The organism is Haloarcula sp. H-hyl6, from assembly GCF_056934455.1.
In genome coordinates this window covers 127,100-149,300 of record NZ_JBRIIK010000003.1, presented here as the reverse complement: position 1 = coordinate 149,300, position 22,201 = coordinate 127,100, and the positions used below count along the sequence as shown (strand labels likewise).

24 protein-coding genes are annotated in these 22,201 nt (G+C 62.0%); 16 read left to right on the top strand and 8 right to left on the bottom strand.

Annotation, left to right across the window (positions count from 1 at the left end; all coding sequences use genetic code 11):
* Positions 1-553: 553 nt before the first annotated feature.
* Positions 554-1,987, top strand: coding sequence for a PAS domain-containing sensor histidine kinase (locus tag Hhyl6_RS19245; protein ID WP_483740871.1), 1,434 nt, complete (start codon positions 554-556; stop codon positions 1,985-1,987).
* Positions 1,988-2,190: 203 nt separating this feature from the next.
* Here the strand turns inward: Hhyl6_RS19245 and Hhyl6_RS19240 are convergent, their stop codons facing one another.
* A complete protein-coding gene (locus tag Hhyl6_RS19240; RefSeq protein WP_483740870.1) occupies positions 2,191-2,517 on the bottom strand; it encodes a DUF5783 family protein in 327 nt (108 codons plus the stop codon).
* Between the two features lie 41 nt (positions 2,518-2,558).
* Positions 2,559-3,032, bottom strand: a complete 474-nt coding sequence (locus Hhyl6_RS19235; protein WP_483740869.1) for an FKBP-type peptidyl-prolyl cis-trans isomerase — start codon at positions 3,030-3,032, stop codon at positions 2,559-2,561.
* A 306-nt stretch (positions 3,033-3,338) separates the two neighbouring features.
* On the opposite strand from Hhyl6_RS19235, the gene Hhyl6_RS19230 reads away from it, so the two are divergent.
* The 3 genes from Hhyl6_RS19230 to Hhyl6_RS19220 all read left to right on the top strand — a co-directional run bounded on the left by Hhyl6_RS19230 (position 3,339) and on the right by Hhyl6_RS19220 (position 7,025).
* Positions 3,339-3,983, top strand: a complete 645-nt coding sequence (locus Hhyl6_RS19230) for a helix-turn-helix domain-containing protein (protein WP_483740868.1) — start codon at positions 3,339-3,341, stop codon at positions 3,981-3,983.
* A 149-nt stretch (positions 3,984-4,132) separates the two neighbouring features.
* Positions 4,133-4,492, top strand: a complete 360-nt coding sequence (locus Hhyl6_RS19225; protein WP_483740867.1) for a group I truncated hemoglobin — start codon at positions 4,133-4,135, stop codon at positions 4,490-4,492.
* Positions 4,493-4,682: 190 nt separating this feature from the next.
* Positions 4,683-7,025: an outer membrane protein assembly factor BamB family protein gene (locus tag Hhyl6_RS19220; protein WP_483740866.1), complete on the top strand. Its 2,343-nt coding sequence runs from the start codon at positions 4,683-4,685 to the stop codon at positions 7,023-7,025.
* A 230-nt stretch (positions 7,026-7,255) separates the two neighbouring features.
* On the opposite strand, the gene Hhyl6_RS19215 is transcribed toward Hhyl6_RS19220, so the two are convergent.
* Together Hhyl6_RS19215 and Hhyl6_RS19210 are read right to left on the bottom strand one after the other, a co-directional pair.
* On the bottom strand, positions 7,256-8,413 hold the full coding sequence (locus Hhyl6_RS19215; protein ID WP_483740865.1) for an MFS transporter: 1,158 nt from the start codon (positions 8,411-8,413) through the stop codon (positions 7,256-7,258).
* A gap of 305 nt (positions 8,414-8,718) precedes the next feature.
* The gene (locus Hhyl6_RS19210) at positions 8,719-9,270 is read right to left on the bottom strand and encodes an SRPBCC family protein (protein WP_483740864.1); all 552 of its coding nucleotides are present in this window, start codon (positions 9,268-9,270) and stop codon (positions 8,719-8,721) included.
* Positions 9,271-9,505: 235 nt separating this feature from the next.
* On the opposite strand from Hhyl6_RS19210, the gene Hhyl6_RS19205 reads away from it, so the two are divergent.
* The 7 genes from Hhyl6_RS19205 (at position 9,506) to Hhyl6_RS19175 (ending at position 15,872) form a co-directional block, all read left to right on the top strand.
* Positions 9,506-10,297 carry a 2-oxo acid dehydrogenase subunit E2 gene (locus Hhyl6_RS19205; protein ID WP_483740863.1) on the top strand — a complete coding sequence of 264 codons (792 nt, stop codon included), beginning with the start codon at positions 9,506-9,508 and terminating at the stop codon, positions 10,295-10,297.
* A gap of 193 nt (positions 10,298-10,490) precedes the next feature.
* Positions 10,491-10,724 (top strand): hypothetical protein, encoded by a 234-nt coding sequence (locus Hhyl6_RS19200; protein ID WP_483740862.1) that lies wholly within the window; start codon positions 10,491-10,493, stop codon positions 10,722-10,724.
* A gap of 89 nt (positions 10,725-10,813) precedes the next feature.
* Entirely contained in the window at positions 10,814-12,124 is a 1,311-nt protein-coding gene (locus Hhyl6_RS19195) for an MFS transporter (RefSeq protein WP_483740861.1), read from the top strand.
* Positions 12,125-12,387: 263 nt separating this feature from the next.
* Positions 12,388-13,179 carry an electron transfer flavoprotein subunit beta/FixA family protein gene (locus tag Hhyl6_RS19190; RefSeq protein WP_483740860.1) on the top strand — a complete coding sequence of 264 codons (792 nt, stop codon included), beginning with the start codon at positions 12,388-12,390 and terminating at the stop codon, positions 13,177-13,179.
* Positions 13,176-14,201 carry an electron transfer flavoprotein subunit alpha/FixB family protein gene (locus Hhyl6_RS19185; protein ID WP_483740859.1) on the top strand — a complete coding sequence of 342 codons (1,026 nt, stop codon included), beginning with the start codon at positions 13,176-13,178 and terminating at the stop codon, positions 14,199-14,201. Before Hhyl6_RS19190 ends, Hhyl6_RS19185 begins: the two co-directional genes overlap by 4 nt.
* A complete protein-coding gene (locus tag Hhyl6_RS19180) occupies positions 14,198-15,556 on the top strand; it encodes an FAD-dependent oxidoreductase (protein WP_483740858.1) in 1,359 nt (452 codons plus the stop codon). The genes Hhyl6_RS19185 and Hhyl6_RS19180 overlap by 4 nt, the downstream gene beginning before the upstream one ends.
* A 1-nt stretch (position 15,557) precedes the next feature.
* Positions 15,558-15,872 carry a ferredoxin family protein gene (locus tag Hhyl6_RS19175; RefSeq protein ID WP_483740857.1) on the top strand — a complete coding sequence of 105 codons (315 nt, stop codon included), beginning with the start codon at positions 15,558-15,560 and terminating at the stop codon, positions 15,870-15,872.
* Between the two features lie 23 nt (positions 15,873-15,895).
* Here the strand turns inward: Hhyl6_RS19175 and Hhyl6_RS19170 are convergent, their stop codons facing one another.
* Positions 15,896-16,201, bottom strand: coding sequence for an SHOCT domain-containing protein (locus Hhyl6_RS19170; RefSeq protein WP_483740856.1), 306 nt, complete (start codon positions 16,199-16,201; stop codon positions 15,896-15,898).
* Between the two features lie 115 nt (positions 16,202-16,316).
* Complete coding sequence (locus Hhyl6_RS19165) at positions 16,317-16,883, bottom strand: DoxX family protein (RefSeq protein ID WP_483740855.1); 567 nt, start codon at positions 16,881-16,883, stop codon at positions 16,317-16,319.
* A 114-nt stretch (positions 16,884-16,997) separates the two neighbouring features.
* Here Hhyl6_RS19165 and Hhyl6_RS19160 point away from each other — a divergent pair, with 114 nt between their 5' ends.
* Entirely contained in the window at positions 16,998-17,348 is a 351-nt protein-coding gene (locus tag Hhyl6_RS19160; protein WP_483740854.1) for an ArsR/SmtB family transcription factor, read from the top strand.
* 3 nt (positions 17,349-17,351) lie between these two features.
* Positions 17,352-17,627: a DUF7521 family protein gene (locus tag Hhyl6_RS19155; protein WP_483740853.1), complete on the top strand. Its 276-nt coding sequence runs from the start codon at positions 17,352-17,354 to the stop codon at positions 17,625-17,627.
* A gap of 368 nt (positions 17,628-17,995) precedes the next feature.
* Here the strand turns inward: Hhyl6_RS19155 and Hhyl6_RS19150 are convergent, their stop codons facing one another.
* Together Hhyl6_RS19150 and Hhyl6_RS19145 are read right to left on the bottom strand one after the other, a co-directional pair.
* Positions 17,996-18,241, bottom strand: coding sequence for a hypothetical protein (locus Hhyl6_RS19150; protein WP_483740852.1), 246 nt, complete (start codon positions 18,239-18,241; stop codon positions 17,996-17,998).
* Between the two features lie 407 nt (positions 18,242-18,648).
* Positions 18,649-19,170 carry an ArsR/SmtB family transcription factor gene (locus Hhyl6_RS19145; RefSeq protein WP_483740851.1) on the bottom strand — a complete coding sequence of 174 codons (522 nt, stop codon included), beginning with the start codon at positions 19,168-19,170 and terminating at the stop codon, positions 18,649-18,651.
* Positions 19,171-19,371: 201 nt separating this feature from the next.
* Here Hhyl6_RS19145 and Hhyl6_RS19140 point away from each other — a divergent pair, with 201 nt between their 5' ends.
* From Hhyl6_RS19140 to Hhyl6_RS19130, 3 genes are read left to right on the top strand one after another with little or no spacing between them, the layout of a single operon-like run.
* A complete protein-coding gene (locus Hhyl6_RS19140) occupies positions 19,372-19,587 on the top strand; it encodes a heavy-metal-associated domain-containing protein (RefSeq protein WP_483740850.1) in 216 nt (71 codons plus the stop codon).
* Positions 19,588-19,591: 4 nt separating this feature from the next.
* Positions 19,592-21,511: a heavy metal translocating P-type ATPase gene (locus Hhyl6_RS19135; RefSeq protein ID WP_483740849.1), complete on the top strand. Its 1,920-nt coding sequence runs from the start codon at positions 19,592-19,594 to the stop codon at positions 21,509-21,511.
* Positions 21,512-21,542: 31 nt separating this feature from the next.
* Positions 21,543-22,196: a hypothetical protein gene (locus Hhyl6_RS19130; protein WP_483740848.1), complete on the top strand. Its 654-nt coding sequence runs from the start codon at positions 21,543-21,545 to the stop codon at positions 22,194-22,196.
* Positions 22,197-22,201 lie beyond the last annotated feature (5 nt).

Sequence of the window (22,201 nt, the reverse complement as noted above, 5' to 3'; positions counted from 1 at the left end):
CGAGCGTCCGCGGACGGCAGCGGCGACTCAGCATCCGTAATCCTGTGAATGGTTTCGCCGTCGTGGACTGATTACCTGCCATGTGCCGACGTAACATCCTCGCCGGCGTCGGGGCCGCTACCCTCCTGCGCTGGCCGGCTGTGGGATGTGTGGGGAGACGTGGACCAGTGTCGGCTTCGCCGTGGAACCGACCGCACTTGACCGGACGGGCGTCGGCTCCTGTCTCTCCGGGTGCTCGCCGGCGACACCAGCCTGCGTCGCCAGCCACCGGCCGTCGTCCTGTTTTCGTGGCTGATGGCCGTCCAGTAGTTCTCGTGCGTCTATAGGGCAGTGCTCTCGTGGACTGTCTCGTCGCCGTAGGTCAGGCTCATACGAGGATGTCTGGACCGGATGCTAAACGGGGTGAGCCAGGGATGTAGAGTGAACGTGAAACAGCTTCAGTCAAGGATGCGACCCCTCCGACGGTAAAATCTTCATCCGCTGTCACGGCAAATCTCACGACTGAGATTCCAACGGATAGTCTTATACGGCATAACTGTCGGTTTACCAGTAAGTGACCGAAACGAGTCAGTCCCAGTTGCTGTTCGTTGGGAAGGATTGCGACCCGCTGCCAGACATCGCTACTGCGCTTGCTTCGATTCCAGAGTTCGACGTTGAGACGCTATCCAACCTCGTCGACAAGTGCCCTGACGACTTACCCGAATTGGTCGACTGTGTCCTGGTTTCTGGCGCGTTCGACGATGCGAAAATCAAAGGAACCGTCGGGATAGCTCGAAACCGGTGGCCAGAAACGCCAGTCGTGCTGGCAGTCATCGATGGAAATGGCCGGACGACGAGTGAAGACGTGCTATCCGTCGTCGACGATTGTCTCGTCGAAGCTGTCTTAGAAACGAATCAGTCAGTGCTCAAGCATCGCGTTCTCTGCACGATTCAGAATACTCGGACACGAGCTGAACTCCACCGCAATCGCGACCTTCTGAGGAGAACGCAGGAACTCGGCAACATCGGTGGCTGGGAATACGACCTCGACAAGGAAGACCTGCGGTGGACGGAACAGGTCTACGAAATCCACGAACTACCGCATGAATACGAGCCCACCGTCGACGACGCACTTGGGTTCTACCACGAGAAAGACCGCGAGGTGATGCGGGAGCAACTCGAGACGTTGCTCGAAACGGGCGAGCCGTTCAGTCTGCAGGTTCGAATCGTGACCGCGAAAGGGAACGTCAAATGGGTTCGGGTCCGTGGGGACGCAGAGACGACCGACGGACGTGTTCAGAAGACACGCGGCGCCATTCAGGATGTAACGGGGCTCGTCGAACAACGAACAGAGACTGAGAAACTACGAGAGAACCTACGAGAAGAGAAACACCGCTTGGAGCGGCTGTCTAACGTCCTTTCCCACGAACTCCGAAACCCGTTGATGGTAATTCACGGCCAATTGGAACTGTACCGCGATTCCGGGGACAGTTCGCACTTAGACGCCGTGGACCGTAACGTCGACAGACTGAACGACGTCATTGAGGACACACTATGGTTAGTACAGGAAGACGACACTGTCTCGGATATGTCGATGGTGGACGTCCAGTCGGTTGCGGAGGATGCATGGCGAAGCGCCGGTGACGAGACGGTGTCGTTGCACACCGAGTCGATGGAACGAATCCCGGCCAATAGGTCGCTCCTGCAAACGATCTTCGCGAAACTCTTCGAGAATACGCTCGCGCACACGTCGGCGTCGAGGCTCGAAGTCGGGCCGCTCTATATGGGCGATTATCTCGCTGGATTCTACGTCGCCGACGACGGGGAGGGATTCGGCAATACAGCACCGGACGAACTGTTCGAAATCGGCATCGACGGAACGAGCGGGACCTCTGGAATCGGACTCTCGGTCGTCAAAGAAATCGTGCAGAGGCACGGCTGGTCGATTACGGCAACGGAGGGGGCTGACGGTGGGGCCAGATTCGAAGTCAAGACGAGTCTGCTGTGACGTCTCCCCTTTGCAGTGCTCGATGGATCGTTGCTGTTCACTTATGCTTCCCCACTGCTTAGTCCATACTTCTCACTCGAAGTAGTGCACGCGATGTGACCTACCTGTTCCATCGAATCGCCGTGTCGCCGTCGATGGTTCCGGTGCGTGGTCCTCGGCGGCCACGATACCGTGGACCAACCAGATACGTTCGAGTCGCTTTTCTACGACTCGTCTTCGAACTCGAAGATGCGACGCAGTTCCTGCTCGATGTTGTCAGTGAAGGTGTCGAGCACTGTCTCGAACGTCTCCTCGTCTCCGGGTACCGACGCGGCTCTAGCTTCGATATCGTCCGGAAGAACGACTCGAAATCCGCCGTCGCCATCGTACACTGGTTCGCTCTCGCTCAGGACCTGCCGGTCGATCGCGCGGAGGACCTCCGAATCGCACCGGCCGTGAAGCTGCTGGTAGGCGTTCGAGTATGCTGTCTCGAGCTCCTCGAAGTAATGGACGTACTTCTCGTCGAATTTCTCCCGGTCGAACTCTGTCATGGCTGTGTTCTGATCTAATTGCTCGACCCACTCAGAGACAGCTAGTCGTCGCTGACGTCGATAATCTCGATATCGAACTCCAGCGTCTGACCTGCAAGCTGGTGATTGTAGTCGATCTGGACGACGTCGTCGCCGATGTCGACGATCTCACCGAGACCGATCTGGGTCTGGATAAACGCCCCCTCTTGGGCGTCTTGGTCGCCGACCATCGTATCGAACTCCTCGGCGCTGATCTCCTTGACGTCCTCTTCGCTCCACTCCCCGTATGCTGACTCGGGCGGAATCACGACCGTCGTCGCAGTGCCCTCCTCGAGTCCGTACAGCGCGTTTTCTAGTCCTTCGATGACATCTCCCTGACCGACTTCGACGGTCAGAGCGTCGTAGTCTCGTCCGGGCTGTTCCTCGATGACGCCTGTCTCCTCGGCGACCTCGCGGCGCGAGGTGTCGAAAACCGTTCCGTCGTCCAGTCGACCCGTATACTCAAGCGACACGGTGTTACCATCCGTGATGGTCATACTGTCCGAAGGAGAGTCGCACGGATAAACGGTTTTATCGAGTTCGGTCATCCTTCGTGAAACACAGTTGAACCCGCGCGTTTTGGTGTGCGTTGTGAGAGGTCGACGGGAGTCGGCATCGACGGTAGTAGCGGCGGCTCTACCAGGGACACGTGGGTCTGCTGAAACCCTCTTCTCGTCTTGTGGTTTCCTAAAGTGGCTAGTTTCTACCGCTTTGGGGCCAAGAGAGGAATTCTCGCGAATGTCTGCGGGGAAGGGGTTCAGCAAAGCCACCTGCTTATACTTCGCGAGCACCCCGCTCTAGATATGACTTCTGGGGTCCACGTACAGCTGGAAGTGAGCGACGCAACTGGCTGTCCCGTGTCTTCGCTGAGCGAGGAGTGTGCCATTGAATCCGTGCAAGTCAGCCCGAGTCCTGTGTCGGAGCGACCGCACGTCGTCGGTGAGGTAACAGTACAGCACTCGGAAGATGCAGGGTCAGAACTGGAGTCCGCCGACAAAGTGTTCGACGACAGTTCGACGTCGGTGTATCGGTACACACACGAGAACAGTACGTGCCCGTGTACAAGTGTTCAAAGCCACGGCTGCCCTGTCCGCGATATCCGGGCGGATTCCCAACGGCTGGTGCTCTCGTTTATCGCGTCGGACCTCGAAACGTTACGGGAGGTAATCTCCGACCTCAAAGCGTGCTGTGCAGACGTTACGGTTCGCCGCCTCACCCAGTCTGACGAATCTAATGAACGCCCCTCGTTGCTCGTCGTCGACCGAAGCGTATTCACAGACCGGCAGTACGAGGTGCTCGAAACAGCGCACGAGATGGGATACTTCTCGTCGCCGAAGAGGGCGAACTCCGAAGTGGTCGCCAACGAACTAGGAATCACGGTGCCCACCTTTATCGAGCACCTCGCCGTTGCACAGCGGAAGTTGTTAGACCAGATCCTTTCAGAGTGAATGCCTGTGTTTGCGGTCGATTGCTATCGATCCCACCCGGACAGCCCTCTCAGCAAGAACCTTGTTACCGACAACCATGGGATTAAAAAAGGCCGAGTATCTTAGCGATAGGTCGTATTCCGCCTCGCCGGCAATCGTACACGAACGCAATGTCTCAGACAATCTATCAGGAGATTGGCGGAAAAGATACAGTCGAAGCCGTCGTCACTGATTTCTACGACCAAGTCCTCTCTGACGAACGACTTACCCCCTACTTCGACGGCATGGATATGGATGACCTACGCGCTCACCAAATCCAATTCATCAGTGCAGTTGCCGGCGGTCCGGTCGACTACACCGGTGACGACATGCGCGAGGCCCACGCGCACCTCGATATCGACGAAGAAGACTTCAAAATCGTCGGCGAATATCTCAAAGCAGCACTTCAGACGAACGGGGTTGATGACGACAACGTCGAGGCAATCATGGCCGAGGTGATGGCGCTCAAAGCACCCGTTCTCGGTCAGTGATCACCCAGCCGGCCAGAGCTGGTAAAACCGGCCAACCGTCACCAGAACTACATCCGAGGTCAAGTTTGGCCAGTACAGTCGCTACGAAGGGCGCCTGTCACTCTCTGGCCGGTGATACGTGGCACGTGATCGGTTTGTAGATTCTTAGCAGACGGATAATAATCCAACACACACCAGACTGTGTTCCTTGATGTCGAACCACACACGACGCTCGTTCATCGGCGCGGCCGGACTCGCGCTCGGCGGAACTGTCCTTGCGAACACGGAGCTCTCGAGAGCTGAGGCGGCCGTAGACGCGGACGGCCAGTCGGGCTCGGACTGGCCGATGCTCGGTCGCGGTCCCCACCGAACAGGGTCCAATCCCCGAGGCACGTCGTTTGCCGAGGAACCGCTGGTCGACTGGAGCCAGCAGGTGACGGACCTGGGCCTCGGCCCGGACCCAAACAGGGAGGTCGGGCAAGCAATCGTGGACGGGGTCGTCTACTTCGGCGGGAGTTCAGGGACCGAATACGAGTCCAGAGGGGTCGTGACGGCGGTCGACCTGGAGGACGGCGCCCCGCGCTGGCGGACCGAGTTGGAGGAGCCGGCCAGCTACCCGGCGGTCGGACCGGCGGCCATCTACGTCGTCAGCGACGGCAGGCTGCTCGCCTTCTCGCGGGCCGACGGTACGCTCCGCTGGTCGAAACGGCTTTCCGATCGCTTCCTGTCGGTGCCGGCCGTGGTCGACGGGACGGTCTACACCTCGACCGTCGGCTTCGCCGTTCCCCCGTCGACGTACGCGTTCGAGGCGGCGACGGGCGAACAGCAGTGGCAGGCCGAGATCGGGACCGACTACGGCCTCCCCTCCCGGCCGGCGGTGGACGGAGATATGGTGTTCGTCGGTTCGACCGCTCTCTCCGCGACAGACGGGAGCGTCATCTGGGGTGAGGCGGACGAGACGAGGACGGAGGCGGTCTCGATGGTTGCTGGCGATTTGGTCATCGTCGTCGGTAACACTAGCAGTAGCGTGGAGGCACTCGACCCCGCGGACGGAAGCACGCGCTGGGCAACCGGTATCGAGGGGCCGGACATCCAACTCCCCACCGCGGCCCCCGCCCGCTACGACGACCTGGTGATCGTGCCCACGTACGCGCAGATAGGGTCGGGCGGGCGAGTCACCGCACTCGACCGCAGCGACGGGAGCGTCGCGTGGTCCATCGACCCCGCCGGGGGCGCGCCCGGATCGGTCGCGTCCGGGGACGGGGTCGTCTACCTCACTGTCAGCCCCAATTACTACACCGCGGACTCCGACGAACGCGAGCCGGGCTTGTGGGCGCTCGACCCCGAGAACGGGTCGGTACTGTGGACACTCCCGATGCGGGGATCCGCTCTGGGTGTCGGAATGGAAGTCCGGAGCGGCTCCGCGGCCACTCCCGTCTCCGACGCGGTGGTGCTCACCGACGGCGACGGCTACGCCTACGCGCTGACCGGGTCGGATTCGGAGGTCGGTTGGCCCTTCGAGGCGGCGGGACCAGTGCGGTCCGCTCTCGCCGTGGCTGACTCCACGGTGTTTGCAGCCGATACGACCGGCGCCCTCTACGCGGTCGACGTCCAGAGTGGCGAAACGCAGTGGCAGACTCAGGGAGTGAGTGCGACTGCTGGACTCGGCATCGTCGCCGCCGGCGACCGGGTGATCACGATCAGCGACGGTCTCTCGGGATTCGACGTCCAGACCGGCGCTACCCAGTGGTCTCTAGACACGGGTGGTCGCCTCGCTCGGACTGCAGTCGACGGGACTGTCTACATCGCGCCGACAACCGACAAAGCAAATGCCGTGGCCATCGACGCGGGGACCGGAGACACCCGGTGGTCGTCTGCCGAGTTGGATGTGTGCCCCTCCCTGGAAGTCGCGGCGCCGCCGGTCGTCGCTGGTGACACCGTCTACGTCGCGAGGAACTCCGGGGGAACCGGTCGGATCTTCGCGCTGGACCGTAGCGACGGGTCCCGAATCTGGACGACGGAAACGGAGCAGGGGCTGACCTCGCTGGCGGCCGGCGGCGACGGCGTCTACTACAGCCAAGAGCGGTTCGACGACTCGACTGTCTATGCGCTGAACGGCACCGACGGCTCGGTCCGGTGGGCGTTCGACCTGAACGAACGCGCGCCGCCGTGGCCCGACAAGAGGCACCGCGTCAGGTCGCTCACTGCCACGGCGGACTCGGTGTACGCCACGAGCATCGAACGGAGCGAAGAGGAGACCAAGGACCCCGAATACACTGGCTTCCTCCACGCCTTCGACGCTGACGGGACCCGCCGCTGGTCGCTCGCGATCGACTCCTCCGCTGAACCTGTCGTGGATACGACACCCGTCGTCGTCGAGGACACGGTGTTCGCGACCGGTAACTGGCGGCTGTACGCGGTGAACGCCGCAGACGGTGCCGTCGTCGAGCGTTTCGAGACCACCGGTTCGATTCGCTCGACCCCGGCGATATCGAGTGATAGCGCGTTCGTCGGCAATGAGGACGCGTCTCTCTATCGGTTCCACAGGCCCTGAGCGCACCGAAGCCGGCGCTGGCCTGGTGCGGCGAGGAGCCCCCCAGCGTTCGGGGATTCGTCTCGGATACCGGACCCAGCCTGAACCCTCCTCGAAGGGGAATCAGCGGCGGTCGAAGGGTTTGGAGACGACGAGTGCCTCGTCGTGGACGAGGGGGCGTTACGCGGTAGGGTGGTGAACGACCTACTGAAGACCTGTGAGTCCCATCGTGGCTGACAGAGAGCTTGTAATCAAGCGGTCGCTGTAAACTCGCCGGACTCGGCCATCTGCCAGACCGTGAGTGCGCCCATGATACCGAGGACGGCTGCAAGCACAAATAGGACGGCGTAACTTCCAGCGGTGGCGACCAGCTCTCCGGCCACGACGGGTGCGACAAACGACCCTAACCACCCGGCCACGCTCGCGAGCGAAACGGCTGTCCCAGCAGCGCTTGGGTCGACGAACTCCTGAATGGACTGATACATCAGTCCGATCTGGAGTTGGATGAACACCCCCGCGAGGACGAGCATCGCGACCAGCGTCGCGATTGTCGTGCTGTAAAACATGACGGCCGCCAGTAGGGTTGCACCGACAAACGAGGCGGCGAAGACGGGCCGTCGTCGCTGGGTAAAGACGGTGTCCGAGAGCCACCCGCCCGTGGGCCGAGCGAGAATCCCGACCGCGGGAAACAGCGCGACGAACGTACCGCTCTCCGCAAGCGAGACGCTGAACCGACGGGCCATGTACGTCGGCATCCACGAGTTGAACACCATGTACAGCGAGTACCCAAGGATCGTGACGGCGACGACCGCCCACACGTTCCGGTTCCTCAGCACCTGTTTGAAGTCGGCTACCGTCATCGGCTCCGACGACGTCTGGAACCGGGGAACCTGTCCGGCAGCGACGTAGAACGCGAGCGACACCAGCAGCACCGCGCCGCCAAAGATAGGGAACACTCCTGGCCAGCCAACGACCTCGGCGAAGCGTGGCGTACCGAGTTGTCCAAGCGCGTACCCAGCAGGATACCCCGAGATGATCACTGACGTCGCCGTCGCCCGCCGGCCGGGAGGGAACGCGCTCGAGGCGACGTTGATACTGACCACCCAGAGGACGAACATCCCGACGCCTGCGAACAGTCGTGAGACGACGAGCAGCGAGACGTTCCCACCGCTCGCAGCGAACCAGTCGCCGATGCTGCCAACGAGGAGGATGGCTGCCGCAACCGGGACAGCCGCGCGGGTTTCGACACGATCGAGGTAGATCCCAACGGGAATCCCGATCACTGTCGCGGCGACCTGTGGCATCGAGACGAGTGCTGCGGCCATGGCCTCGGAGATGTCGAGATCGGCCATCACCAGTTTGAGGACACTCGCGGGGGTGATTAGGTAGGCACCGACGAACAGGAGCATCAGCCATCCGGCCACGAGGGTCACGGACCGCCACGCCGAAGTTCCGGTGAGATGACGAGTATCGGTCAATTTGGTGTTCAACGTGTGACCGCTTGAGGGATATCGCTGATAGTCCTATTGGTCAGGGCGAAAAGTGGCGGTGAGTGGTGCTGTTTCGCTGTCGACGTCACGGCGTGATGTGGGTCTCCTCCTCCCTCCTCTGTACGGAATGGACTGCTGTCGGATGGGACTCTGAATCCGCCCTCCTCGGCGGATAGCCCTGGCCGATGTCGTACCGACGGTGCCAACCTATTCGTTACTGGGAACTACCAAGTCGAGTTTCGACCCTCGTCTCGATATCGACGTTCGGCACGAATCTTCACTCCGAGCATCATTCCCCGCTCCATGACGAAGTGCGGTAGTTCGTACGCGAGAGAGCGCGAGAGGAGTCCGACGGTTGTTCGGTTCTTGGGCTTCCGTCCGCGGACGACGAAGCGCGTCGTCTCCTCGTCTATCGGGTCGAGATGGAACGTCCACGTCCCGCCGTCGTGTCCCTGGAGAACGAGCGTTCGGCCGGGGTCGACTCGTTTGACCGTCATCGAGGTAATCGGGCTCTGGAGCCAGTATTCTTCGCGGACCATCCGGATCGAATCGCCTTCCTCTAGCTCTTGGAACTCCGGGACGATGCGGTCGACGTTGTGGATGTCTGCACCGACCAGATTCTCGAGCCACGTATAGCTGTAGAAGCCGCCGCGCCCCTGCCCGAGTTGAACCACCCACGACCAGACGTCGTCACTCGGCGCCGCAATCGTGACGGCCCGAATGGTTTCATCACTCGGTTCGGGGAGGACATCGTCACCTGGCAGCTGTCGGCTCACTTCCTCGTCGGTGGCACCCCACGTCCTGTGCCAGGGTCGGAGAAAGACGTGATACACGGCCAGCATTCCGCCCACGGAGAGGAGGACAGCCCAGGTACTGCCGGACCGACTGAACGATGCAGTTGCCGATTCCGTCGAGCCACCGTTTCTCGCGCGTTCTAACATTCGACTGTCCGCTATCCTATATTCGACGCGGAGGGTCAAGAGGTATGTCCCTTCCCGAGTGACGGAAGATATGGGCGACGATGGTGACCGAATCGAGCCGTTCTCCCTCCGCCGTCGAGGGACGGTCGATTACATGCGAACGGCGGGCCGGAGAAGCAACGTCCACGGCATCGTCGAGTTCGACGTCACCGAGGCGAGGCAACGCATCCGGACCATCGAAGAGGAGACGGGAGAGGAACTCTCGTTCACCGCTTTCGTCGTATTCTGTCTCGCACACGCTATCGTTGACCACCCCCGAATCAACGCGTATCGCGATTGGCGTGGTCGGGTCCACGTGTTCGACGACGTCGACGTGAACGTGCTCGTCGAGACGACGGTCGACGGCGAGCAATTGGGCGTCCCCCACGTCGTCAGAGGGGCAGACGGACGGTCTGTCCGGTCGATTCACGACGAGATACGAACCGCTCAGGCGTCTCCGGACCCGACAGCGCTCTCGCGAGTGGAGACGATGGCGCTCCGACTCCCCGGATTCGTCCGACGGTTCGTCTGGCGACTTCCGCAGTGGTTCCCCCGGCGGTGGAAGGATATGGCGGGCACCGTCGCTGTCACTTCGGTGGGGATGTTCGGGCAGGGAGGCGGATGGGCAGTCAGTCCGACCAACTACACGTTGCAGTTGACTATCGGGGGTATCAGCAGGAAGCCGAGACTAATCGACGGGGAACTCACCCCTCGGGAGTTCCTCGACCTCACCGTGACGTTCGACCACGACGTCGTCGACGGTGCGCCCGCTACGCGGTTCGTTCAACGGTTGCGAGAGCTCGTGGAGGATGCCCACGGAATACCGACACTGGACGAACGGTGACGGGACCTCACTGGCCCTCGGTCTCGTCGCTAGCCCACACGTCCCGAATACACCCACTGGTCACAGCGCACGGCCTTCTGTCAGCCGACGGCGCTCAGGCCGTGTCCAAGAGCGCCCCGTCTCTGGGACCGTCACCGGGAGACGTTGCACTTTCAACCCCCGCCCTCTCCTCCATCGGACGCGAACCAACTCCATGAACGAGACCTCCGAAGACTGTGAGAGTCCAACGGGAGAGACCGTGGAGAAGGCGCTTGGAGAACTCCTCGACGGGCGGCGCCAGGCCATGGCGCTGGATGCTGCCGCCAAGTGGCTGAGGGCCGAACTCGATGTCGACCACGAAACGGCCCAGGACCTCATCTACGAACACGGGGTCGTCGAGACCGACTCGCTCGGGAACCGGATGGTTCAGGGGACCCGTTCCGGATAGTTCTCACCAGTTGGAGTAACACCCTCTCAGGTGTGTGATTCGCTCTGTAATCAGAGTTAAATGAGGGAGCCCGTTAGGGGGAAGCCACCGTGACCGACGCAGCCGACGCGACCTCACTTGCCGACCTCTTCAGGAACAAAGAGTTCGTCGCCCTCGCAAGCACCGCATTCGCCCGCAGCCAAGCCTACTCTACCATCCTCATCGCCCTCGCCATGTACGCCGACCTCTTCCAGACTACCGGCACCGTCGAGGGCCTCTTCGGAACTGCCTTTGCCCTCACACAGTTCCTCATTGTCCTCCCGCTCGGACGAGTCATCGACACCGGGAACTCCAAACGGTACCTTCTCGCGGGTCTCCTGCTCAACATCGCCATTTTCACCGGTTTCACCTTCGTCACCGCTGTCGAACACGTCATCGTCCTCCGTGCTCTCCAAGGCGTCGGTGCCAGCCTGCTCTGGATCACCGGCAGCACTGTCGTCGGGGAGATCAGCCCCGACGGCAAACGTGGGCTGTGGCTCGGCAGCTACAATCAGGTGGCCGCCGTGAGCAGTCTCGCTGGCACCATCTTCGGCGGTCTCCTCCTCTACACCTACGGGTTTCAAACGACCTACGCTGTTCTCGTCGTCGTGACCACCCTCGCCACGCTGTCCGTCTACCGGTACCTCCGAGACAACCCCGGGCAGCAAGCGGACACCACAGACGCGTCCGGCCTCGACACGCTCAAAGCACTCCTGCAACGCCCCGCCATTCGTGCGCTCGTCTCCTTCCGCTTCGGGTTTAGCGTCGCGAAGATGGCAGTCATCATCTTCCTCCCGATCTATGCGAAGACGCAGTTCGGCATCAACCCGCTCGCTATCGGCGGCATTCTCGCCGGCGGGAAACTCACGAAATCCGTCCTGCAAGGCCGCATGGGGACCATCATCGACGACGCGGAGCACCGCTACAAGTTCGTGTTCGCGGGAGCGGCCGTCTACGCGGTCGGTATCGTCTTCATCCCGCTAGCCGGGTCTGCGCCGCAGTTCCTTTCGACCGTCTCCCTGTCGGCAGTCGGGCGAACAATGGTACTCCCTCCCGCGTTTTTCGGACTCTTCGCTGCATACAGCATTCTTGGCATCGGTGACAGTATCAGGCTGCCCGCCAGCATGACGCTGTTCGTCGAAGAGGGCGAGCGACTGGACGCCGTTGCCGGAAGTTTCTCGCTCCGTTCGCTCTCGTGGAAGATCGGGCAACTGATTGGGCCGGTGGCAGTCGGCGCAATCTGGGAAGCAACGTCGGCCCTCGTCGCGTTTTGGGTGGCTGCGGGCTGTGCTGGCGCTGCCGCGGTGGCGTTCGTGGCCATGGCGATTCGAGCGACCAGTCGAGAACAGTCGGCCTCGAAAGCCGTCCACTCTGCGGACTGAGGCCGTTGAGTAACAGCCGTCGGCGGTTCAGTACAACTCGTGTCAGCGTCGCGCAGTAAACGCGTGGTGAGGATTCCCGCGCTGAGACCGGAGAACAACAGCGCTGTGTCTGCCCACTAGTCGGGAGACAACGTATATGAATTTACTGACTATTCCTGCGTCACAGGAGACGCCACTCCCCCTTACGACCGCCCGAAAAGTAGTTGCTAACGACGTGTATCGGTTGATGATTCGTCACCAACACGGAGTATGGGAGACAACATATGACACTGGCACCCACAATTGTCGTCGGCATCAAACAGGTGCCCGACGACGACGAGGTTCGTATCGATCCCGACACGGGGCGGTTAGACCGTGCGAGCGCGCCAGCAGTGATGAATCGGCCTGACAGGAACGCCCTCGAAGCAGCGCTGTCGCTGCGTGACCAGACAGACGGTGAAGTCCTCGCGATTACGATGGGGCCACCGACAGCCACTGACGTACTCGAAGCAGCCGTCGCGATGGGGTGTGACGACGCCGCACTCATCAGCGACCGGAAGTTCGCCGGGAGCGACACGTGGCCGACGAGTCTCACGCTGGCGGCGGCCGCACAGGCGCTCGACGCGGACGTCGTCGTCTGTGGCGAAGAGACGACCGACTCCTCGACAGGACAGGTTCCACCCGGTATCGCCGCCCACCTCGGCTGGGCGCAGTTGACCTACGTCGAGGAACTCGAACCCCGGCTCGCAGACGGCACGCTCGTCGCCCGCCGTGACGTCGAAGGTGGCCACGAGGTCGTCGCGGCCGAACTCCCGGTCGTGGTCGCTATCGCCTACGGGGAAAACGAACCGCGAACGGCCGGTCTGCACCGCAAACTCTACGCCGAAAACGAGTTCGAGCCACTGGAACTGTCGGCCGACGACCTCGGCCTCGACGAGAACGAGGTCGGGATGGATGCCTCACCCACCGAAGTCGGCGGCATGGAGACGGTCGAACCAGTCGAGCGGGAACAGGTCGTCGCCGACTCTGTCGATGAACTGGTGGAGACGCTCCGCGATTCGGAGGTGGTCGCATGAGCGTCGACGACGGAACGGTCGACGTCGACGAGTACAGCGACGTCTGGGTGTTCGTCGAAGAACACGACGGCGAGGTGACGACCGTCTCGTGGGAACTCCTCGACGAAGCCTCGAAGCTGACGGAGAAACTGGGCGAAGAGCTGGTCGCGCTTGTGATAGGGGAGGACGTCGACGACGTCGCTCAGCAGGCCATCGAGCGTGGTGCCGACCGCGTGCTGGTCGCCGACGACGCCGTCTTCGAACCCTATCGGGCCGACCCCTACGGTGAGCAGTTCCGAGCGCTCGTCGAGGAACGAAAGCCGTCGATAGTCCTGATCGGCGGGACCCACACGGGCCGAGACTTCGCCGGACGGGTCGCCGTTCCGAGCCACGCCGGCCTGACGGCTGACTGCACCGAGATCGACGTCGACGAGGAGGGCGTGTTGCAAGCACGCCGGCCAGCATTCGGCGGGAACGTCCTCGCGACCATCATCTGTACGGAGCATCGACCGCAGATGGCGACCATCCGACCGGGCGTCTTCGAGGCGGCCGACCCTGACCCCGAGCAGGCGGGTGAGATAGAGGCTGTCGACGTCGTGGTCGACGAAGCGGACACGGTCACCGAGGTACGCGAACGCGTCGTCGGCGACGTTGCCGACATCACAGACGCCTCCCGTATCGTCGCCGTCGGCGGCGGGTGTGACGGGGACCTCGGCCCCGTGAAGAAACTGGCTGACGCGCTCGACGCCGAGCTCGCAGCCAGCCGGAAAGCAGTCGACGAGGGTTGGATCGAAGGCTCTCGACAGGTCGGTCAGACCGGCAAGACTGTCCGGCCGGAGCTCTACGTCGCGGTCGGCATCTCCGGGGCCGTCCAGCACGTCGAGGGCATGAACGACAGCGAGGTGGTCGTCGCGATCAACAACGACCCCAACGCACCGATCTTCGAACACGCCGACTACGGCATCGTCGGCGACCTCTTCGAGGTGTGTCCCGCTCTCGCCGAACGTATCCAGGCGGAGGGACTGACGGAGGTGAACCAATGACTGACGTCATCGACCGAAGTGAGCGTGAAACGGAGACCCCGAGCTACGACGATTGCTTCGACGCAGTCGTCGTCGGTGCCGGACTCGCTGGGAGCGCGGCGGCAGTCACCATGGCCGACCGCGGTCTCGACGTACTGCTTATCGAACGCGGCAGATACCCCGGCGCGAAGAACGTCTTCGGCGGTGTGCTCTACACGCCGACCCTGCGTCGACTGGTCGACATCGACGAGGCACCGCTGGAGCGGTACATCGCCGAACGCCGGTTCGGGATGCTGACCGACGACGACGAGACGGCGGTTTCGATCAGTCCCGGCGAGTGGCACGACCCGCCACACAACGATTCCTACACCGTCCTCCGTGGCGAGTTCGACGAGTGGTTCGCCACACAGGCCGTCGATGCCGGCGCGACCCTGCTCACACAGACGACTGTGACGGGACTCGTCAGGGAGGACGGTCGGATCGCTGGCGTGGAGACCGACCGCCCCGATGGAACGATTCGCGCCCCCTACGTCGTCCTCGCGGAGGGTGGCAACTCGCTGGTCAGCGAGGGGGCGGACCTCAAAAAGCGGGAGTCCCGCGAGAACGTCGCCGTCGGCGTCAAAGAGGTGCTGGAGTTCCCGGACCACGACAGAGCCATCGAGGAGCGGTTCCGGCTCGGCGGCGACGCCGGGGCCTCGTACCACTACTTCGGCGAAGGGGCTGTCGGCGACGCCTTCGGCGGCGGGTTCATCTACACGAACGACGACACCGTGAGCGTCGGTCTGGCCTACCGTCTCTCCGACGCCGCCACCAGCCAACCAGACCCAGAGGGCACTCTCAACGCCTTCAAGACACATCCGGCGGTCGCACCCCTACTCCGCGACGCGAGGACAGTAGAGTACACTGCAAAGACGATTCCCGAGGGCGGAACAGATTCCATCCCGGAACTGGTCCACGATGGGGCCGTCATCGTGGGTGACGCGGCCGGCCTCGTCCTCAACAACGGCGTCCACCTCGAGGGGACCAACATGGCCGTCGAGAGCGGGTACCACGCCGGGAGGGCGATCGCCGACGCTGCGACCTCGCTGCAAGACGACGCCGAGGCGCTGGCCCAGTATCGCGACGACCTCGCCGACTCGTTCGTCGTACAGAACCTCGAACGGTACGACTGGCTGATGGAGGCCGTCCAGTCCGACCGCGAGTTCCTGTTCGAGGAGTTACCGCGAGCGGTGGCGGATGCAGGGAGCGAGTACTTCCAGATGGACAGAGCGCCCAAACGAGAACACGCGTCGGCGGCCCGGCAACGACTGCTGGAGGCCGTCGGCGGCTACACCGGCGCGGCGAAACTCGCGCTCCGGTACCGGAAACTGATCTAACATGAGCATTCAACCGAAGATTCCGACCGTCGAGAACGACTCGCTCGAAGACCGACTCTACACTGTCAAGTACGAAGACCCTGGCGAATCGCATCTAGACGTGAACATTCCGGGCATTTGCGCCGAGAAGTGCGTCACCTACGAGTGTATCTCCGTGTGCCCGGCAAACGTCTGGCGCGAGGGACCGGACGGCATCCCGCAAATCGCCTACGAAAACTGTCTGGAGTGCAGTAGCTGCCGGTTCGCCTGTCCCCACGGAAACGTCGACTGGTCGTATCCGGACACCGGCGCAGGTGTGACGTACAAAAACGGGTGATTCCTCTTCGGTAGCGACGACCGTCAGCGATTCGCTGTGAGGCGACCACGACGGCGTTCGTATTCTTCGTCGCCGATCTCACCGCGAGCGTACTGCTCCCTGAGAACAGCGAGGGCACTATCCTCGGCCGGTTCGCCAGTCTGATATCGGGTCGCTAGCCCGTAGACGAGGTAGATGGGCAGACCGATGATGAGGGTCATCCAGAGGAGACCGAACAGCACCATCCCCCACCCCCACAGGCCCCAGCCGACCACGTGACCGTCGTCCCACATTCCGTAGTGCCAGTCCCACATCATCGCATCTGGAACGGCTGCGTGCGTGAGAGCCATTCCACCGGCGACTGCGAACGTCAGTGCCCCAACGACGATGATGCCCAGTGATCGAGTGCCGCGTGTTTGAATCGGGTTTTGCATGATTGTCCTCTGTAGCGGTTGTCCTGCGTGGTTAGCCGAGGATGTATTCCAGGACCGGGTAGCGCTCGACGAGCGTCTGGCCACCGATCTGGTACTGTTCGATGTACCTGTCGAGCCCGAGGATACGGCCGGCACCGAACGCCGCCACAGCCAGGAACACGAGCATGTACGCGAAGTCCCCGTTGATGACGCCGTGGGCGATGTCCCAGTTCCCGAAGTAGAACATGAGCATCATGAGCGCGCCGAAGAACGCCGCAAGGCGGACGACTGCGCCGACGAGCAGGCCGAGACCGATGAACAGCTCACCCCACGGGACGGCGACGTTCGCGAACTCGACGAACCACGGCGTCGAACCCATCCACGCGAATATTCCTGCGAGGGGGTTGCCGTTGGTCGCCGCGACGTTCGCCAGGTAGCCGCCCGCCGAGAACGGCTCCGCGGCCACGATCTTCGTGAATCCGGAGTACGCGAACGCGTAGCCCATCATGAGCCGGAGCGCGAGAACGAACCACGCGCTTAGACTGTGGACACGACCACCGATGGTCAGCCCGCCGACATTGCTTTCCAGTTGGTTGATGCCAGAGTCGATTGTAGACATTGTTAGTTCACCTTCGACTACGAGTACGCGAACAGAGGGGATATAATAGAGAGCCGGCGTTCTGAGTCAGAAAACCGGGCGGTTATTTCACACCGCCAGGACGACGATACAGGTGTGACTGAGGAGCTGAGCCCACCAGTCGTCTTCGCCACACTCGACGACGAGTACGCCCGGGACATTCTCGTGGCGACGAAGACGGAGCGACTCTCCGCGAAAGAACTCAGCGAGGAATGCGATATGTCTCGTCCCACCGTCTCCCGCCGCGTCAACACACTCGTCGAGCAGGGGCTCCTCGAAGAGTACACGCACGTCGACCCCGCCGGTCGACACTACCGGGAGTACGAGGCGCGCCTCGAACGTATCGAGGTCCTCCTCCAGGACGCGGGGTTCGACATCCAGGTCGATGTCCGGCCGGACCCCGCTGACCGGATTACAGCTATCTTCGAAAACATGCGAGGAGACTGACCGATGGAACACACGCTATTCGTCATCGCTAAACTGTTCACGACAGCGTTGGCCTTGGTCATCGCGTATCAAGCCTTTCGCGGTCATCAACGTCATGGAACACAACTGATGCTCTACGTGGCCTTTGGATTCGCACTAATTGGTGTTGGTGGGCTCCTCGAAGGAGTTCTATTCGAACTGCTACAGGTGACTATCTTCCAGGCTGGTTTCGTGGCTGCATTGGTCGCCGCAGCGGGGATGGTTTCCATCCTGTACGCTCTCTATGCGCCGAATCCCTGAAGGCCCACATCATCGACCTCCTCCTTCTCTTCCGCATTCGCGCGGCAGAATTGAGTGAGGATGTATCGTGTAATTACTGAAAGCGTGGCTCACTGCCGTGGTGGTTCATCGACTCGCTGTTTAGAGAATATCGTCGTAGTGAATCGTCACCATCTGCGTGACTGACTCTGTTGAAACCCTCAATCGGTGATAGGTTTCAACGGTCGTGCTGCATACACAGCGCGAGCCTTACAAACCGTAGATCGAACCGTGCCCTCAAAATAGAGCATGGCATTGTTCGTTCTGGTGAAGGGTGCTAGTCCTAGAAAAGAGAGAGCAGGGGGCGCTTATGCCAGGCTCCGGCGCTCCATTCGGCCTCTGGAAAAGTTCTATGAACGTCGGATGTGAATCTTTTCGTCCTCGTATCTCTCTACGTCTTCCCGGCGGAGTTCGTGGGTTTGATCCTCGTCGTCCCATCCCAGCATCTCCTTGATTTCATCAGTCAGGCTGTCGTGGTCGTCGGTCCGTTCAACGGTTGCCCGGTCACTTCGTACCTCTTGGACGGTTCCGATCGTGTGGCCATCGTACGTGACAACCGGTTTCCCTCGGTGTAAGTCGCTGAACTCGCTATGCATACCACCTGTTACGTGGTGATACAGGACGAAAAGGGAAGAGCTTGCAAATGCTTGCCCCTGAGGCTTGACAAGCCACGCCATGCATGTCCACTGATCATGTATCGGGAGTGTCCGTGTCTGCCTCGTTGAGCTCACCCCCGCCGATCTGGCCTGGCAGAATGATGTCGTACAGGGAGTGGCCCGGACCTACTTGCCGCTGGACTTTCTGGTGTTTCGTCCCTTCCCAACAGACCCCTATTCATTCCCGGTTCCAGTTGGGCGAGAGTGATGGATTCATGCTCCCTATTCAGCAGCCCGTTTGTGTCAACTTCCGAGGGTTTCAACAGAGCCGCGTGACTCCATGTCGTCGCTGATGGCCGGAATCTTCTATCAGTAATAGTGCGGTAGTCGTAGATAGAGTGTGTGCTTCAATCTCGGTGAGCACGAACGAACGCACGTCGAAGGACAGTCAGAAGAACGTACGTCTCGTACTTCTGGGTTCGACAGTGTTCACAGGGCTGCATATTCGCGACTATCTCCTCGATAGCGTCGTCGTACTCCTCGGTGAGCGTGGCAAGGGCGTCCGAAATCTGGGGCTGGACAGCGTCGACCATCTCCTCAACTGCGTCGTCAGCTGACTCTGGAAGCGAGTACGAGAGGACGATCGTGTTCGCGTGATAGTACTTCGTCGTTCCACCACGTCCCTCTTCGAAGCGAATGACATCGACGAGGTCGGCGTCGCGGAGTTCGTTGATGTGGTGGCGAACCGTGTTCTCCGTCCGGTCGACGCCGCGGTCGCCGAGGTGCTCGTGAACTTCGGTCGCGGTCAGGGCCTCCTCGGACAGAATATCGAGGATCATCGCCCGCATCGGTTCGTCGATAGCATCCGAAACCCGGGTGTCTCGCACCGCGATGTCGTCCAGACGGCGACCAGTACCGGAACTACTCATACGAGAACCGAGTGTGAGCACGTGGGAAAAGGTATCGGGGAACGAGTCGAGCAAGCATAGACCGACGAACTGACACTCAGATGGAGTCGCGAGAGCGAAAGCCCTAGACGACCTATTTGACTGTTCCAACACCCTATCTAAGAATCTAAACATATCATCTAAAAAATATTTATTGGGATACCGGCACTACCTCAAACTGTGATGAGCGACACAATCCAGTTCCGCGTCCTCGACTTCGACTGCCCGACCTGCGCGAGTACTGTCGAACGCGCCCTCTCGAACGTCGACGGCGTCCAGCATGCAGAGGTCCACTACGCGACCGGCCGCGTCGAGATAGCGTACGACGACGGCGTCGCTGACCCCGACTCCTTCGTACAGACCATCGAAGCGCAGGGCTACACGCCCCAGCCTGCCTAATGCCATGAATTGGCAACCAATCACGCAGTACTACCGAAAACACCGGAAAGCCATCGTCACGACGACCAGCGGACTGCTTTACGGCTGCGGCTGGAGCCTCGGCTATCTCACCAGTTTCGATACCGCAAGCGCCGGCGTCCTCGTCCTCGCAGCGATTGTCGGCGGCTACGACATCGCCGAGACTGCCTATCACGAGGTCACCAATCGGACGCTCGGTATCAAGACGCTGGTGACGCTGGCTGCCATCGGCGCCATCGTCATCGGGGAGTACTGGGAGGCCGCGGCTGTGGTCTTCCTGTTCAGCCTCGGCAGCTACCTCGAGGGACGGACGATGCGCAAGACCCGGACGGCCCTCCAGGAGCTGCTGGAGATGACACCCCACACCGCGACTGTCCGCCGCGACGGGGCACTGCAAGAGATTCCTGCCCGCGACGTCGAAGAGGGCGAAGTCGTCGTCGTGAAGCCCGGGGAGAAGCTCCCGGTCGACGGCACCGTCGTCGACGGCGAGAGCGCCGTCAATCAAGCGCCGGTCACCGGCGAGAGTGCGCCCGTCCACAAGGCCGACGGCGACGAGGTGTACGCCGGGACGGTCAACCAGGCGGGTGCCCTTGAAATCCGGACGACCGGTGCGGGCTCGGATACGACCCTCCAACGTATCATCCGCCGCGTCGAGGAGGCCCAGGAGGCCCAGTCGCCGACGGAGAGCATCATCGACCGGTTCGCGAAGTACTACACCCCGGGCGTCATCGTGCTCGCCATCGGCGCGTTCGCGGTTACGCAGAACGCGCTCCTGTCGCTGACGCTCTTGGTCATCGGCTGTCCTGGGGCGCTCGTCATCGGGCCGCCGGTCAGCATCGTCTCCGCCATCGGGCACGCCGCCCGGTCGGGGGTCCTGATGAAGGGCGGCGAACACCTAGAGCGCGCCGGCAAGATAGACCTCGTGGCCTTCGACAAGACCGGCACGCTCACGAAGGGCGAGACGACCGTCGCCGACGTCGAGGGATTCGGTCTCCCCAACGATGAGGTACTCGAATTCGCGGCGACCGCCGAGAAGAAGAGCGAACACCACCTCGCGAACGCCATCGTCGACGCGGCACGCGAACGTCCAACCGCCGCAACGGATGGTGGAACGACAGTCCCCCGACGGGACGAGGCGGACGCCGACCGTCAGTCGATTCCGGACCCGGACGACTTCGATGTGGTCGCTGGGAAGGGCGTCATCGCTCACGCTAGCGGTCACGAACTCGTCGTCGGGAACCGCGCACTACTGGACGACCGCGGCATCGACACCCCGAGTCACGTCACCGAGTACGTCCGCGAGCGCGAGGAGCGCGGCGAGACGGTCGTTCACGTCGTCCGGGATGGAGACGTCGTCGGCGCAATCGCGATGCGGGACGGACTCCGGGAGGCTGCACCCGGCGTCGTCGCAGCGCTCCAGGACGCCGGCATCGAGACGGTGATGCTCACCGGCGACAACGAGCGCGTCGCGGCCGCGGTCGCCGAGGAGGTCTGCATCGACGAGTACCGCGCGGAACTCCTTCCCGAGGACAAACAGACCGTCATCGAAGAATATCAGGCCGACGGCCACGTCGTCGCGATGGTCGGCGACGGCATCAACGACGCGCCGTCGCTGGCCACCGCAGACGTCGGCATCGCGATGGGCGCTGCCGGGACGGATACCGCCATCGAGACGGCGGACATGGCGCTGATGGCCGACGACCTCGAACGCATCCCATACGCAGTCACGCTAAGCAAAGCGACGCGGTGGAACGTCCTCGAAAACGTCGGGCTCGCGGTGCTGACCGTGACCGTCCTCCTCGCGGGCGTGCTCACGAGCTACGTCACCCTTGCCACGGGGATGCTGGTCCACGAGGCCAGCGTCCTCGCGGTCATCCTCAACGGGATGCGACTGCTTCGCTACTGACCACCAGACACTCACACCACTACCACTACTCATGACATCGAATGCAACTGCGACTGACACAACCCAGACAGGAACCGACTGGCAAATCGACTACGAGGTCGAGCCTATCAACATCCGTGACCCCGTCGCGGAGGCTCTCGGCGTCCTCGAACCGGGCGACCCATTCGTCGTCACCTACACCGACGCGGTGAAAGAAGCCGGTCACTCCTGTCCCACCGCCTCGGGAGCCTACCGAATGGTCCAGCTCGGACTCGACGCCCTGTATCCCGACGGCTATCCAATCCGAAGCGATATCGAAGTGCAGGCGGCCGGCCCACGAGACGATGCCGCACACGGCGTGACGAGTCGCATCATCTCGTACATCACCGGCGCGACCGACGACGATGGCTTCGGCGGGCTCGCCGGCGGCTACGGTGGCCGTCGCGATCTCCTGCACTTCGATGCGTTCGACCCTGACACGCCGGCCCCGACGTTCCGGTTCCGGCGAACCGACACGGACGAGACGGTGCAGGTGACCTACCACGTCGGCGACGTTCCCGATGGTGGGCCCGCAATCGGGACTCTCCAGCAGATTCTCGATGGGTCGGCGAGTGACGAGCAGCGAGCGGCCTTTGCTGAGGCCTGGCACCGCCGCGTTCAGGTCGTCCTCAGCGACGACTCGCTGTTCACCGTCGAAGCAGTGTAACTTGC